Below are 13975 nucleotides of genomic sequence, written 5' to 3'. Positions count from 1 at the left end.
CCACCCGCACCGCTGAGCAGAGCGACCACGACACAGCTAGTGAGAAGTCGCGAGGCGTTGGCGCATGGCGTGCTCGACCAGCGTGATGAGCGCCTTCTTGGTCGACTCCCGGTCTCGGGCGTCGACGGTGATCATCGGGACCGACTCGGCGATGGTCAGCGCTTCGCGGACGTCCTCCATGCGGTGATGCGCGAGGCCGTCGAAGGTGTTGACCGCGACGATGTAGGGCAGCCCCCGATCGTCGAAGAAGTCGATCGAGGCGAACGCGTCCGCAAGCCGCCGCGTGTCGACCAGCACGACGGCACCGATCGCGCCGCGCACGAGGTCGTCCCACATGAACCAGAACCGGTGCTGGCCGGGCGTGCCGAACAGGTACAGGATCAGGTCCGAGTCGAGCGAGACGCGGCCGAAGTCCATCGCGACGGTCGTGGTGACCTTGCCCGGCGTGGCGGTGAGGTCGTCGACGCCGACGCTGGCCTCGGTCATCACCGCTTCGGTGGTCAACGGCACGATCTCCGAGACCGAACCGACGAACGTCGTCTTCCCGACGCCGAAACCACCGGCAACCACGATCTTCGTCGAAGTCTTCTGGTTGCTCGGCTGCTGCGACCGGGGATCAGAGCCTGCGAAGCCCACTGAGCACCCTCTCCAAGAACTCCATGGACGGCCGATCACCGACGACCATGCCACTGTCATGAATCAGAACCAGCCCGGTGTCGGCCATGTCGCCGATCAGCACCCGCACCACGCCGAGTGGCAGCCGCATGTGAGCGGCGACCTCGGCGACCGAACGGGCCTCCTGGCACAGCTCGGAGATCGAGCGGTGCTCGGGCCGGGATTGGGTCGCCTGGTTGCGACCTCGTTCGCTGGTGCTTACCAACGTCTCGATAGCAAGATCATAATCGGTGCGGGTACGCCCCCGAGTGCGGGCATACGGCCGAACGAGTGAACCGCCGCTGTCCTCGGCTTCCATGTCGTCCATCGGCGGGATCGACGGCATCGAGCCGGAGATCGACGGCATCGAGCCGGAGATCGGTGACATCGACTGCGAGATGGACGGCATCGACACCGACGGCGGGCCGCTGTCCGGGCGCGGACGCGGAGCCGGGGTGCCGCGGTCCTGGGAGCTCCAGTTGTCCGCAGCTGCGCGGGGATCCTGCTTGTTCCAACCGTCCTGCTGGGCGTAGTTCTGCACGCCCGAGGAGGCGTCGCCGTATCCGCCCGACCCGAACAGGTCGGCACCCGGTCCCCCGAACAGCGCGCGGTCGTACCCGCCGATGGCACCGCCGCCCTGGCCGGACGGGGTGTCATCGACGAAGTCGTCCTGCCAGGACTCCGCGCTCAGCCGCTTGTTGTAGAGGCGGAACAGGTCACCGTCCCAGCTGGGCTCGGAACCGGCGTTCATGGTCAGCTCCCCTCAGCTCTCCCAGCCGGAATCACCGGCGTCCCATGCCTTGCAGCTGCGCGCGCAGCTCAGGCGTGAGCTGACGACCGACCCGCTCCACGAGCAGGGTCATCTCGTAGGCGACCAAGCCGATGTCGGCGTTGGGCGCGGCGAGCACGGCCAGGCACGAGCCGTCGCTGATCGACATCAGGAAGAGGTAGCCCTGCTCCATCTCGACGACGGTCTGGGTCACCTCGCCTGCTTCGAAGCAGCGCGCTGCGCCTTGGGTGAGACTGACAAGACCTGACGCGACGGCGGAAAGCTGCTCGGCGCGGTCACGCGGCAAGCCCTGGGAGCCGGCCAGCAGCAGACCATCCGCGGACACGACCACCGAGTGCGCCACGCCGGGTACCCGCGCACGAAGTCGGTGATCAGCCAACTGAAGCTGTTGCTGCTCATCGGTTGCTGCACGGACCCGTTCACTCCTGCTCCTCGGGACGGCTCGGATTCGAGCGGGGAAGTTCGGTGGAAACCGGTTCGGCTTTGGCGTGCCTGCCCCGATGGACGCCCTGCTGGAAGTTCGCCATGCGACCGCGAACGGCATCAGCCGAGCGCGGGGCGGCGGGCTTGCGGCGAGGTGTCTGCGGGGATCGGGGTGCTGCCGAGCCGGGCACGAGGTTGGTCTTCGGGACCCGCTTGGGAAGTCCGGCCGCGGTCGTCTCCTGGACCTCGTGGGTCTGCAGGAGCGCCTCGGCGGCTTTCCAACCGACATCCGCTCGCCCCCAGCCCGGATCGGGCGTGGTGGTTCGCGGAACTTCGTCGACGACCGGTTCCGGCGCGGAGTTCGACGGGGTCGAGGGCGCGGCGGTTTCCGGTTCGGCGGGTTCGGGGTCGGCAGCGGCCGGGGTCGAGTCCTCGACATCGGACTCCCGGAACCACTGCGAGAGCACGGCTTCGTATATCGGCAGGCGTTGGGTAGGCGCATCGTCCATGTCCCAGGACTCCCTCGGCTCGTCGTCGGCGCGTGCCGGTGATCCGCCGTCGAAGCCCGGGTGTTCCAGGTCGGGAGTGCCTCGCAGGGATGCGCTCTCGGACTCCCAGGGCTCCGACGCCGGCTCGGACCGGCTTCCGTCTCCTGGGGCGCCCTCTTGGCCGCCACCGAATGCCGCGCCTATTCCACTGCCGTTCAGGCCGTTGCCGTTCAGGGAACCGCCGTCGGGCTCGCTCCCGTTCAGGTCGGCACCACTGGAGCCATTCCGGTGCTCGTCGGCGCCGAAGGGCTCGGACGGGGCGAAGTTCTTGGTCTTCTCCGCCTCGAACGGGCTGTGGAACAGGTCGGTCGACGAGGTCTCCGACGGTGCACCGCACTGCCCGTCGAAGCCCGGGTCGAGATCCGGCCAGGCTTCCGCCCCGACACCGTCGTCGTGGGGCGCCCGGCCGTCATCCTCCCATTGGGGGACGCTCGTCGCGCCGAACGAATCGCCGGAGGACATCGTCACGGAGTACTGCGCGGGCAGTTCCGCGTCGTAGTCGCCCGGCTCGTCGGCGAAGCTGTGACCGTTGAACGACGCGACACCCGGTGCCGAGTCGTCGGCGTCCATCGCCGCCTGGTTCAACGAGGTGAAAGAAGTCGGCGGCTCGGAACTGCTCAGGCTCGGCAGCTCGGCGCGGCTGGTCGGTGGGTCCAGACCCGGCTGGTGACCGTTGTTGCCCGCGGCGGCACGACCGCCGAAGGCGGCGGCCAGGCCCAGCTGGGTGCCGGTCTCGCCGAGCTGACCGCGCTCCTCGGGCTGGACGGTGCGCGGCATGTCGGGCATCGGCACCGGGCCGTCCGGGGTGAGCTGCACGACCAGCTCGCCGCTGAGGCGGACGGTCGCCGTGACACCACCTTCCAGGCCCTCGTTGTTGCCGAGTTCGACCTCGATGTTGTGCCTGCGGGCCAGCTGACCGACCACGAACAGACCCATGCGGCGGGAAACCGCGACGTCGATCTCCGGCGGCCGCACGAGCCGCTCGTTGATCTCGTCGACCTCGCCGGCATCGATGCCCACGCCGCGGTCGCGGATCTCGATGACCAGCTGCTGGCGGCGGTAAGCGGTGCGGACCGTGACCTCGGTGTCCGGGTTGGAGAACACCGTGGCGTTCTCCAGCAGCTCGGCGACCAGGTGCACGAAGTCGTTGACCACGCGGCCCTGCAGGGCCAGCTCGGGGGCGTCGACCACGGCGACCCGGGCGTACTGCTCGACCTCGGAGACGGCGGCGCCGAGCACCTCGTTGAGCGGGACCGGCCGCATGGTGCGCCGAGTGAGGTCGGTGCCGCCGAGGATCAGCAGGTTCTCGTTGTTCCGGCGCATTCGGGTGGCCAGGTGGTCCAGCTCGAAGAGGCTGGACAGCTGGTCCGGGTCCTGCTCGTCCTGCTCCAGGCGGTCGATCAGGGCCAGCTGCCGCTGCACCAGGGTCTGCGACCGGCGGGCGAGGTTGACGAACAGGTCGTTGACGTTGTTGCGGAGCATGGCCTGCTCGACGGCCAGCCGCAGCGCCTGCTGGTGCACCGCGTCGAAGGTGCGGGCGACCTGCCCGATCTCCTCGTCGGTGTAGACCGGCACGGTCGGCACCGTTGTCTGGTGGGACGCGCCCGGGTTCTCGGTGACCCGGTTGATCGCGTCCGGCAGGCTCTGCTGCGCGATCTCCAGTGCGCTGTAGCGCAGGGTCCGCAGCGGTCGCAGCATCGAGCGGGCGATGTAGGTCGCCACGCCGAACGCCACGATCAGCAGCAGCGCCACCAGGGCGGAGTCGCGGACCAGCGTCCACGTCGCGGAGTCGGCCAGCGAAGTGGCGTCGGAGTGCAGGTCTTCGAGGACGTCGGACTCGACTTCGCGGACGAGGTCGGTGCGCTGCCCGGACTGCTGTCCCCAGTCCGCCGGGGAGACGCCGAGGTTCTGGTCCTGCTGATCGTTGTCGTACGCGATCAGCGAGCTCTGCTCCAGCTGCTCGCTGCGGTCGACCGCCGCACCGGCGACCCGCTCGGCGAACAGGGCGCGCTGCTCCTGGGTGGCCGCGGCCTCGAACTCTCCGAAGGCTGCTTCGTAGCGCGCGTCGGCGGCGCGCATCTGGGCGGGCTGACCCGTCAGGAACTGGTTGCGCAGCGACGCGCTGAGCAGGATCGAGCGCTGCCGGGCGAGCTGCTCCTTGGCCTGGCCTACGGAGTCGGCCGCGCGGGCGGTCTGCGCGGTCGCCGTGTTGGCCGCGGAGTTGGCGACCTGGTTGTTGATCGACAGCAGCGTGTCGATCACGGAGTTGTAGGCGATCATCGTCTGCGGGCTGGTGAAGCCGCCGTTGACGGTGCCGCGCAGCGCTCCGAGGCTGTCGAGCCGGTGCTCAGCGCTTCGGAAGGCGAAGCGGACCTCGGGGGTGAAACCGGCCATCTGCGACTCGAACGCGAGCACCCGCTGGACGCCGGCGTCGACCCGACGGCCCTGCGCTTCGTAGTCGGTGCCCGCGCTACCGCCGTTGGAGGTGGTGAGCACGATCGCGAAGTCCCGCTCGCGCTGCAGCTCGTGGGTGAGGTCGGAGGTCTGCTGCGCCAACTCGACCTGGTCGACGATGGTCTGCATCTGCGACTGGCTGTTGAGACCGTCGTAGATGCGAACGCCACCGACGCCCAGCGCGGCCAGGGTCGGCACGAGCAGAACGGCGGCCATCTTGTACCGGAGGCGCCAGTTGCGCAGCCACCACTTCTTGGTCCGGGCGGCAGCCGGATCGGCTGTGCCGGGTGCGGTCGCGGGGTCGTTGTTGAGCATCCCTGTTTCCTGCGCTGCGGCGGACATGTGCGGAACCGCCACGGCTAGCTGCCCTTCCGTGCCGTGGCAGTGGAGATCATCGTGCTGGGAATGCGCCCGCGAACCGACGCGGTCGCGTCGGGTCCCCACGAGCGGGTCCACGTCACCTCGGCGATCGAGTTTCCGCAGACCCCGACTCTGTCAGCCGGGCTTGCCATCACACTCCCTGGTCACAACGTGCATTCCCCCGAAGCAGAGGCCGGTCACCTCGACGGGCGAGACTATACTTAACCCGACGTCACAAGTCAGGCCCCCAATACGGGCCACCGTCACTCTTCAGAGTGCCTTTGGCAACAGCTGGGCCAAACGTGTGACCCATAGTTGGTTACGCCTGGTTGTAACCCGATAGTTCAAACCTCTACAGTCCTTTTCGCGCCCCACCCGTCACGGCCATCGCGCGTGTGCCCGGCCAGCGCCGGCGCCTCCGTTGAAGGTCGTGGCCAAGTCCACAGTGCACAGTCGCAACTGCCGGACCCTGCTCGGGGTTGTCCGCGCCGAGCCGGCGGAGCTCACGCAGCGCCCGGCGCGCCCCATGTCGTGCTGTTGCAAGGAGGACTCGATGACCCTGGCCAATCGCGCTATGTCGCGGAGAGGTCTGCTCAAACTCGCAGGTGGAACGGCTACCGCCGGAGCGCTGATGGGCGCGAGCGGATGCGGCCTGCTGGGCGGCTCCGAATCGGCTGGCAGCGGTGACGGCACGGTCGAGAAGCCCAACATCAAGGTCGGCGCCATGCCGGTCACCGACCTCGCCCCCCTTCACCTGGCCGTGCGCAACGGCATCTTCAAGCAGGAGGGCCTCAACGTCGAGATCGTCACGACCTCGGACGGCAGTGCGGCTCTGACCAGCACCATCGGCGGTGACTACGACATCACCTACGCCAGCTACGTGCCCTTCTTCGCAGCCCAGGCCAGGGGCGTGGCGGACCTGAAGATCGTGGCCGACTGCGGCGCGGGTGCCCCGAACACGACCGCGATCATGACCTCGCCCTCGTCGAAGGTGCGCACGCCGCAGGACCTGGCGGGCAAGACCATCGCCATCTCCGGACCGCGCACCATCTCTGAACTGCTGGTCAAGGCCACCATGCGCGCCTACGGCGTGGACTTCTCCAAGTCCGAGTTCACGGCGATCCCGTTCATCAACATGCCGGCCGCACTCCAGCAGGGCCGGGTGGACGCGGCGATCCTGACCGAGCCGTTCCTGACGCAGGCCGCGCGCGCCAGCGGAGCGGTTCCGGTGGCCGACACCAACACCGGTCCGCTGGAGGACCTGCCGCTGACCGGCTACGGCGCGACGGCGAAGTTCGTGCAGGACAACCCCAAGACCGTCGCGGCCTTCCAGCGCGCGATGGACCGCGCGGTGGCCGAGTCGCAGGACCGGTCGAAGATCGAGCCGCTGCTGCCGGAGTTCGCCAAGATCGACAAGGACACGGCCGCGATCATCTCGCTGCTGAAGTTCAACTCGCGCGCCGACGCGACGCGCCTGCAGCGCGTTCCGCGCCTGATGAAGGACTTCGGCTTCCTCGACAAGGACGTCGACGTGTCCAAGATGATCGTCCAGCCGGCGCAGGGCTGACCCTCGCGTCAGCCCCAGGGCTGAGGGCCGGCCCGATCCGATCAGCCGAAGTGCTGAGGAGGATCGACCGGCCCAGCAACCGGACCCCGCCGCGGGACCGGCCCAGCCGCAGGTGCTTCGTCACGAACGAAGCACCTGCGGCTTTTGTCGTCTCCTCACCGTGTATTTCACGTTGTTGGCGCTTGATCACTCGTTTGCGATGTGGCGTTACTCTTCGTGTTATTTGCTCTCGCCAATGAGTGACCGGGGACACACCTTCGAGTAATGGACACAACGAGCCCATTACGTCTTGTTGTCGCCCACTGATCAGGTATCTAGAGTTCTGCGCACCGATGCAGTCGGTGATCTCGAGGACACGGGACGTGCCCAGCGGAACCATCACCCCTGCGCACGCAGTCCCGCATCCGGCCGCAACGGCCTCGGTCCACGCAAGTCGCTCCAGCCGCCAGGGCCCGCACAGGCCCACACCTCGCCATGCCAGGAGGAAACGCCATGCGTCCGAAGAACCGCCCGATAGCCCGCCGCGACCTGCTCAAGATCGCAGGCGGTGTGGCCACCGCAGGCGCGCTGATGGGATCCAGCGGTTGCGGGCTGCTGGGTGGTGCGGAGCAGAAGTCGTCCGGGAACGACCAGGTGGAGAAGGCCAACCTGCGCGTCGGTGCGCTGCCCACCGCCGAGCTCGCCCCGCTGTACCTGGCGGCCGAAGCCGGTCACTTCCAGCGCGAGGGCCTCAACGTCGAGATCGTCCCCGCCTCCGACGGCGGCGCCGCCCTCAACAGCGCCATCGGCGGCGACCTCGACATCACCTTCTCCAGCTACGTGCCGATCTTCGCGGCGCAAGCCAAGGGAGTGGCCAACCTCAAGATCGTCGCCGACTGCATGTCGGCGGTGCCCAACAGCTGCCTGATCATGTCCGCGCCGAACTCCGGGGTGCGCACCGCGCAGGACCTGGCGGGCAAGCGGATCGCGATCTCGGGTCCCGGAACCATCTCCGAGCTGCTGGTCAAGGCTTCGATGAAGGCCAACGACGTGCCCTTCGAGAAGGTGCAGATGGTGCCGCTGGGCTTCATCAACATGCCCAACGCGCTCAAGACCGGCCAGGTCGACGCCGCGATGGTCGTGGAGCCCTTCCTGACCCTGGCCGCGCGCGACGCCGACGCCGTGCCGGTGCTCGACACCACGGCCGGCCCGCTGGAGGACCTGCCGCTGGGCGGCTACGTCTCCAACTCCGAGTTCGCCGAGAAGAACCCGAGGACCGTCGCCGCCTTCCAGCGCGCGATGACCGCCGCGGTGTCCGAAGCGCAGGACCGCGCCAAGATCGAGCCGCTGCTGCCGAGGTTCGCCAAGATCGACCAGGAGACTGCGTCCATCATCACACTGCTGAAGCTGAACGCACGCGCAGATGCCACCCGCTTGCAGCGTGTTCCGCGATTGATGCTGGAATTCGGTTACATCACAAAGGACGTCGACGTGGCGAGCATGATCATCAAGCCGCCGCAGAGCTGATCGGGACATGACCAGAACAATCCGGGGTCTGCTCGGCCTGCTGGGCTTCCTGCTGTTGTGGGAAGCCTTCAGCAGGTCCGGGCTCGTCGACCCCCAGTACTTCCCACCGCCCTCGGTGGTGCTGTCCAGGTTCGTCGAGCTCCTCGGCGACCCCTACTTCCTGCTCGACCTGATCGCGAGCGTGCTGGCCTGGGCCATCGCGCTGGGCATCTCCATCGGCATCGCCGTGCCCGCCGGGCTGCTGCTGGGCAGCGTGCGCGGCATCCGGGTGGCCACCCGCGCGATCATCGAATTCCTCCGGCCGATCCCCTCCGTGGCGCTGATCCCGCTGGCGATCGTGCTGGTCGGCTCCGGCCCGGAGACCAAGATCGCGCTCGCGGTGTACGCGGCGGTGTGGCCGATCCTGTTCAACACCATCTACGCGTTGGACGAGGTCGACCCGGTGATGGTGGACACCGCGCGGTCCTTCGGCTTCGGTCGGGTCCGCACGATGTTCACCGTGCTGCTGCCCAACGCCGCGCCGTTCGTGCTCACCGGCATCCGGATGTCGGCCTCGGTGGCGCTGATCCTGGTGGTCAGCACCGAGTTCCTGGCAGGAGGCGGCAGCGGGCTCGGCAGCTTCGTGCTCGACGCCTCGACCGGTGCCGGGCGGATGGACCTGGTGCTGGCCGGGACGATCGTCGCGGGCATCGTCGGCTACCTCATCAACGAGGCGCTGGAAACGGTGCACAAGCGCGGTCTGGCGTGGAGCGCGGTCGATCGGGAGGCAGTGTGACGGGCCACCTCTTTCCCGGCATTCACGACCTCCCGGGAATTGACATCGCGAATTCACTGGAATTCAACTTCGGGTTGCGGGGTGCGTCGTGAAGAGAACGCGTGGATTCCTCCGCCAATGGCTCGTGCTCATCATCGCGGTCCTGCTGTGGGAATTGCTGACCCAGAACGCGCAGCACCCGTTCTTCCCCTCGCCGAGCAAGATCCTCGCCACGGCCGGTCAGAAGTGGTTCTCCGGACCTCCGGAATCGCTCTTCCTGACCAGCGAGGCAACCGGCGACCTGTTCGCCAGCCTCGGCCGGGTCGCCATGGGGTGGGCGCTGGCCGCGGTCATCGGCGTCGCGGTGGGCACGCTGCTCGGCCGCTCGCGCAACCTGCTGGACTTCGTCGGGCCGCTGATGGCGTTCATGCGCGCCATCCCCTCACCGGTGCTGGTCCCGGTGTTCATCGTGCTGCTGGGCATCGGTTCGTCGATGCAGATCACCGTGATCGTGTTCAGCGTCGTGTGGCCGATCCTGCTCAACACCGTCGACGGCGTCCGCTCGGTGGACCAGGTCAAGGTCGACACCGCGCGGTCGTTCCGCATCCCGCGCGCCCAGTGGATCACCGGCGTGGTGCTTCCCGCGGCGACGCCCAAGATCTTCGCCGGGCTGCGGGTTAGCCTGTCGTTGTCGCTGGTGCTGATGGTCGTGTCGGAGCTGGTGGGCTCCACCAACGGCATCGGCTACCGGCTGATGTACGACCAGCGGCAGTTCGACTTCCCGGCGATGTGGGCGGGGATCGTCCTGCTGGGCGTCCTCGGATACGTACTGAACACCCTGCTGCTCGTGGTGGAACGCCGTGCGCTGAGCTGGCAGCCCTCGCAGGCGTCGGCTGACCAAGTTGTCGGAGGCTGACCGAAATGACCCGAACGAACACGATGCTGGAAGTCTCCGGACTCGGTCACCGCTACGGCGGGGCGAACGGGCACCAGGCCATCGCCGACCTCACCTTCGAGGTCCGCACCGGTGAGCTGGCGTGCATCGTCGGCCCCTCCGGCTGCGGCAAGTCGACGATGCTGCGCGGCATCTCCGGCCTGATCAAGCCGACCTCCGGCGACGTGCGGCTGCACGGCGAGGCGGTCGACGGCGTGCCCAGCGACCTTGCCGTGGTGTTCCAGGACTACAGCCGCTCGCTGTTCCCGTGGAAGTCGGTGCGCGCCAACGTCGAGTTCCCGCTGCAGGCCCGCGGCGTCAGCCGGTCCGAGCGGCGCGAGCGCGCCGACGAGGTCCTGGAGTGGGTCGGTCTGTCGGCCGCGGCCAAGAAGTACCCGTGGCAGCTCTCCGGTGGCATGCAGCAGCGGGTCTCCATCGCCCGCGCCCTGGCCTGCCAGCCTGCGCTGCTGCTGATGGACGAGCCGTTCGCGTCGGTGGACGCCCAGACCCGGTTCGAACTGGAGGACCTGCTGCTGCGGGTCCGCAAGCAGTTCGACAGCACGGTCTTGCTGGTCACCCACGACATCGACGAGAGCATCTACCTCTCCGACCGGGTCTTCGTGCTGTCGAAGTCCCCGGCCACGATCGTCAAGGACCTGGAGATCCCGCTCGGCACCGAGCGCGACCAGATCACCACCAGGGAGTCCGAGACCTTCGTGCACCTCCGCAGCGAGGTGGCCCGCCTCCTCGACGTCAAGAGCGCAGGAGCGGCCCCGGCCGCAGCCGCGGAGACCACACAGGTCATCTGATCTGCGAGAGCCAGGAGGCGGCCCCGAACACAGCTCGTCGGGGCCGCCTCTTCGTCATCCACGTGCGCGCAAGCGGCGGAACCGCTTGCTCCTCACCCGGGCAACGCGCGAGGAGTGACGCCTGGAGTCCCGAGCCGTCTCAGGTTCCGCCGCCCGCACCGCCGAGCAGGACGAGTGGGGAACGAGGGCTCAGTACAGGAAGCGCTGGCCTGGGTCGACCTTGATGTGCAGCAGGCTGGGCCCCTGCTTGCCCGCGAACTCCTCCGGCAGGGCTTCGGCCAGCTCCTCCGGGGTTAGGACGAGCTTCGCCGGGCATCCGAGGCTGGTTGCCAGTGAGACGAAGTCGATCCCGCCCAAGTCCACGCCCGGCAGCTTGCTGCCCCCGGCGGCCTCGCCCAGCACGGCCACGGCGGCGTACCGCGAGTTGTCCATGATCAGGAACGTGACGGGGGCCTGCTCGCGCACGGCCGTCCACAGCGACTGGATGCCGTACATGCTCGAACCGTCGCCGAGCAGCGCAACCGTCCGCCGGTCGGTGTTGGCCATGCCGACGCCGACCGCGGCGCCGACGCCGTAGCCCAGCGCTCCGGAGAAGCCGGTGAAGAACCCGCCGTCGGTGGAGCGGACCGGGAAGTACTCGTGCAGGTCGTTGCGGTGGCTCGGGGCCTCCTCGACGACGGCCGCGTCGGCGGGGAGCTGACCGACGAGGGCGTCGAAGACGTAGGAGGCCGTCATCGGCGTGCTGGGGGCGGGCTTGTCCGGCCGCGCCATGGTCTTCGGCGCCGATCGGTCCAGATCGTCGACCAGCGCGTTGACCTGCGGAACCGCGTGGCTCATCGTGCCCATCACGCCTCGTCCGGAGCGGGCGCGGGCCAGCACGTCGGCGTCGTCGTTGACCAGGAACAGCTCGGGCAGCGCGACCTCGGCCTCACCCCGGTAGACGTGGTAGGTGAACGCCGGAGCTCCCCACACCACGACCAGGTCGTAGCCGGAGAGCTCCTGGCTGAGCAGCCGCTGCTCGGGCTGCAGGAAGCCGGCGAAGCACGGGTGGTCCTCCGGGAAGGAGCAGCGCGGCGACATCGGCGGTGCGTACACGGCGGCCTTGGTCTTCTCGGCCAGCCGCACCACCTCGTCCACCACGCCGTCGGCATCGACCGCCGGACCGGCCACGAACGCGGGCCGCTCGCAGTTGCGCAACGCCTCGGCGAGCCCCGCGATGGCCTGCGGGTCGGGCGCGAAGCCCGGCGTGCGCGGGCGCGCGGGGACCGCCACGCCCGGCTCGTCCCAGTCGTCGGCGGGCACGGACAGGAAGACCGGACCGTACGGCGGGGTCGTCGCCACCTGGTAGGCGCGCACCAGCGCTGCCGGGACGTCCGCGGCCCTGGCCGGCTCGTAACTCCACTTCACGTACGGCTTGGGGAAGTTCGGCGCCTCGGTGGCGCCCAGGAACGGTTCGTTGAACATCAGGCTGCGGGTCTGCTGACCAGCGGTGATGATCATCGGGGTGCGGTTGCGGTAGGCGGTGAACACCGCGCCCAGCGCGTGCCCGACACCACCGGCCGAGTGCAGGTTGACCAGCACGGGTTCGCGGCGGGACTGCGCGTAGCCGTCGGCCATCGCGACCACCACGGACTCCTGCAGTCCGAGCACGTAGTGGAAGTCGTCGGGCCATCCCGTCAGGAAGGGGACCTCCGTCGTGCCCGGGTTGCCGAACACCGTGGTCAGCCCGAGCTCACGCATCAAACCCCGGGTGATGCCGCGAACCGTGCCATCCTCGCTGCCCATGCGTACTGCCTCCTCGCCCCACCGATCGTCGTGCCCCATCACAGCAGACCGGCTTCGTCAGCGGTAGTGAACATTCAGACGCCCCGAACGTCCCCGAAGCACACGGTCTTGCGGGTGAAGACGTAGTAGCCCTCGTCCTCCCCGCACGCGGACTCCGGGTCCTGCCCACCGACGATCCTGGTGACCTGGTCCTCCGACCGGGAGCACTCGATCTTCAACGGCAGGACGCCCTCGTCCTCCTGGAAGGGCGTCAGGCAGTCACCCACCTTGACGTCGAGGACGGCGCAGTAGGCGTTGCCCTCGAAGTAGTTGACGTAGTCGTCACCGCACTCGGCGAGTTGGCGGGTCTGGACGTCGACCACCTCGTAGTCGGACTCGGCCGAACCGCAGTCGGCGGGAGCCATCGGGCCACCGCGCTCGTCGAGCAGCTCCATGCAGTCGCCGGCCTCGATCCGGTTGCTGGCGATCACCGCCAGCGAGATCCCGATGATGCCCCCGGCCAGCACCAGCACGCCGACGACGAGCCCGACGAACAGACCGGTGCGCTTCTTCTCGGGCTGCGGAGGTGGCTGCTGGTTGCCCGCGACCTGGCGCCAGAAGGCGTCGGAACCCTGCTGCGGGTACGGGTAGCCCTGCTGCGGGTGCTGACCGGGCCAGCCGCCCGGATGCGGCCCGGACTGCGCACCGTGAGGATCCGGTTGCGGTGGGTAGGTCACAAGTCCTCCGAGGTCGAGTACGCCACCAGCAATCTACCCAGCCAGGGAAAACGCGTTCCTACGCGGCATCGCGGCGCAGCACGAACACGAACGGCGCGTCCATGCCGCGCAGGTCCATCGCGCACAGCAGCGTGTCGTCGTCGACCTTGCGGAACGGGTCGTGGATCGGCAGCGCGTCGTAGACCATCGCCGCCGAGGACACGCCCCGGTACTCGACCATCCGCAGCCGCGCACGGGGCTCGCTCGTGGTCATCAGCGGCATCAAGATCCGGAACAGCTTCGCCACGACGGGGTTGTTGAGCTTGTCGGCGACGCCGAGCATCAGCCTGACCGGCACGAACGCCGGGTTGATGCTCTGCACGCGACCACCGCTCGCAGCGAACAGCAGCGGATGGGCGTCCTCGGGTCCTCCGAAGCGCTTGCCGTACCAGCCGAACCGCTCCAGCAGCCCGTCGAACGGGTTCCCGGTGTCGATCCCGTTGCCGCGCCAAGTGCCCACCAGCTCCTCGACCCGCACCGGGGGCAGCGAGTCGAACAGTTCCAGCACGTCCTCCAGTCGGGCCCCGGGCTCCAACTCCCGCAACCGCTCCCCCGCGTTCTCCGCAACCATGTCACTCCTCGCACCCGAACAAGATCGACGAAACGCTCCCACCACCCCATCACCACCCACAATCC

At 68.6% G+C, this 13975-nt stretch carries 11 protein-coding genes and 1 pseudogene; 5 read left to right on the top strand and 7 right to left on the bottom strand.

Going from position 1 to position 13975, the window contains the following annotated elements; genetic code table 11:
- Positions 1-36: 36 nt before the first annotated feature.
- The 4 genes and pseudogenes from E1161_RS25410 to E1161_RS25395 form a co-directional block, all read right to left on the bottom strand.
- On the bottom strand, positions 37-636 hold the full coding sequence (locus E1161_RS25410) for a GTP-binding protein (protein ID WP_132627265.1): 600 nt from the start codon (positions 634-636) through the stop codon (positions 37-39).
- Complete coding sequence (locus E1161_RS25405; protein ID WP_132627264.1) at positions 617-1405, bottom strand: DUF742 domain-containing protein; 789 nt, start codon at positions 1403-1405, stop codon at positions 617-619. The genes E1161_RS25410 and E1161_RS25405 overlap by 20 nt, the downstream gene beginning before the upstream one ends.
- A gap of 31 nt (positions 1406-1436) precedes the next feature.
- Positions 1437-1843 (bottom strand): annotated as a pseudogene (locus tag E1161_RS27775) (roadblock/LC7 domain-containing protein).
- Between the two features lie 20 nt (positions 1844-1863).
- A complete protein-coding gene (locus E1161_RS25395; RefSeq protein ID WP_132627262.1) occupies positions 1864-5211 on the bottom strand; it encodes a sensor histidine kinase in 3348 nt (1115 codons plus the stop codon).
- A gap of 571 nt (positions 5212-5782) precedes the next feature.
- Between E1161_RS25395 and E1161_RS25390 the strand changes: the two genes are divergently transcribed.
- The 5 genes from E1161_RS25390 (at position 5783) to E1161_RS25370 (ending at position 10799) form a co-directional block, all read left to right on the top strand.
- Positions 5783-6796, top strand: a complete 1014-nt coding sequence (locus tag E1161_RS25390) for an ABC transporter substrate-binding protein (protein WP_132627261.1) — start codon at positions 5783-5785, stop codon at positions 6794-6796.
- A 492-nt stretch (positions 6797-7288) separates the two neighbouring features.
- On the top strand, positions 7289-8302 hold the full coding sequence (locus E1161_RS25385) for an ABC transporter substrate-binding protein (protein ID WP_235875300.1): 1014 nt from the start codon (positions 7289-7291) through the stop codon (positions 8300-8302).
- Positions 8303-8309: 7 nt separating this feature from the next.
- Complete coding sequence (locus tag E1161_RS25380) at positions 8310-9077, top strand: ABC transporter permease (RefSeq protein ID WP_132627260.1); 768 nt, start codon at positions 8310-8312, stop codon at positions 9075-9077.
- An 88-nt stretch (positions 9078-9165) separates the two neighbouring features.
- The gene (locus E1161_RS25375) at positions 9166-9972 is read left to right on the top strand and encodes an ABC transporter permease (protein ID WP_132627259.1); all 807 of its coding nucleotides are present in this window, start codon (positions 9166-9168) and stop codon (positions 9970-9972) included.
- A gap of 5 nt (positions 9973-9977) precedes the next feature.
- Positions 9978-10799 (top strand): ABC transporter ATP-binding protein, encoded by an 822-nt coding sequence (locus tag E1161_RS25370; RefSeq protein ID WP_132627258.1) that lies wholly within the window; start codon positions 9978-9980, stop codon positions 10797-10799.
- 189 nt (positions 10800-10988) lie between these two features.
- Here the strand turns inward: E1161_RS25370 and mdlC are convergent, their stop codons facing one another.
- From mdlC to E1161_RS25355, 3 genes are all read right to left on the bottom strand, one after another.
- On the bottom strand, positions 10989-12584 hold the full coding sequence (gene mdlC, locus E1161_RS25365; protein ID WP_132627257.1) for a benzoylformate decarboxylase: 1596 nt from the start codon (positions 12582-12584) through the stop codon (positions 10989-10991).
- Between the two features lie 74 nt (positions 12585-12658).
- On the bottom strand, positions 12659-13300 hold the full coding sequence (locus E1161_RS25360; protein ID WP_132627256.1) for a hypothetical protein: 642 nt from the start codon (positions 13298-13300) through the stop codon (positions 12659-12661).
- A gap of 58 nt (positions 13301-13358) precedes the next feature.
- Positions 13359-13910 (bottom strand): DUF4334 domain-containing protein, encoded by a 552-nt coding sequence (locus E1161_RS25355; protein ID WP_132627255.1) that lies wholly within the window; start codon positions 13908-13910, stop codon positions 13359-13361.
- Positions 13911-13975 lie beyond the last annotated feature (65 nt).

It is taken from the genome of Saccharopolyspora aridisoli (assembly GCF_004348445.1).
GTDB lineage: Bacteria > Actinomycetota > Actinomycetes > Mycobacteriales > Pseudonocardiaceae > Saccharopolyspora > Saccharopolyspora aridisoli.
The sequence above is the reverse complement of the archived record's forward strand: the minus strand, read 5'-3'. Positions and strand labels throughout refer to the sequence as shown.

What these genes read in the sequence shown, in the direction of transcription:
- E1161_RS25405 (WP_132627264.1), bottom strand. Translation starts at nt 1,405, where the DNA reads ATGAACGCCGGTTCCGAGCCCAGCTGGGACGGTGACCTGTTCCGCCTC.
- E1161_RS25395 (WP_132627262.1), bottom strand. Translation starts at nt 5,211, where the DNA reads ATGTCCGCCGCAGCGCAGGAAACAGGGATGCTCAACAACGACCCCGCG.
- E1161_RS25390 (WP_132627261.1), top strand. Translation starts at nt 5,783, where the DNA reads ATGACCCTGGCCAATCGCGCTATGTCGCGGAGAGGTCTGCTCAAACTC.
- E1161_RS25385 (WP_235875300.1), top strand. Translation starts at nt 7,289, where the DNA reads ATGCGTCCGAAGAACCGCCCGATAGCCCGCCGCGACCTGCTCAAGATC.
- E1161_RS25380 (WP_132627260.1), top strand. Translation starts at nt 8,310, where the DNA reads ATGACCAGAACAATCCGGGGTCTGCTCGGCCTGCTGGGCTTCCTGCTG.
- E1161_RS25370 (WP_132627258.1), top strand. Translation starts at nt 9,978, where the DNA reads ATGACCCGAACGAACACGATGCTGGAAGTCTCCGGACTCGGTCACCGC.
- mdlC (WP_132627257.1), bottom strand. Translation starts at nt 12,584, where the DNA reads ATGGGCAGCGAGGATGGCACGGTTCGCGGCATCACCCGGGGTTTGATG.
- E1161_RS25355 (WP_132627255.1), bottom strand. Translation starts at nt 13,910, where the DNA reads ATGGTTGCGGAGAACGCGGGGGAGCGGTTGCGGGAGTTGGAGCCCGGG.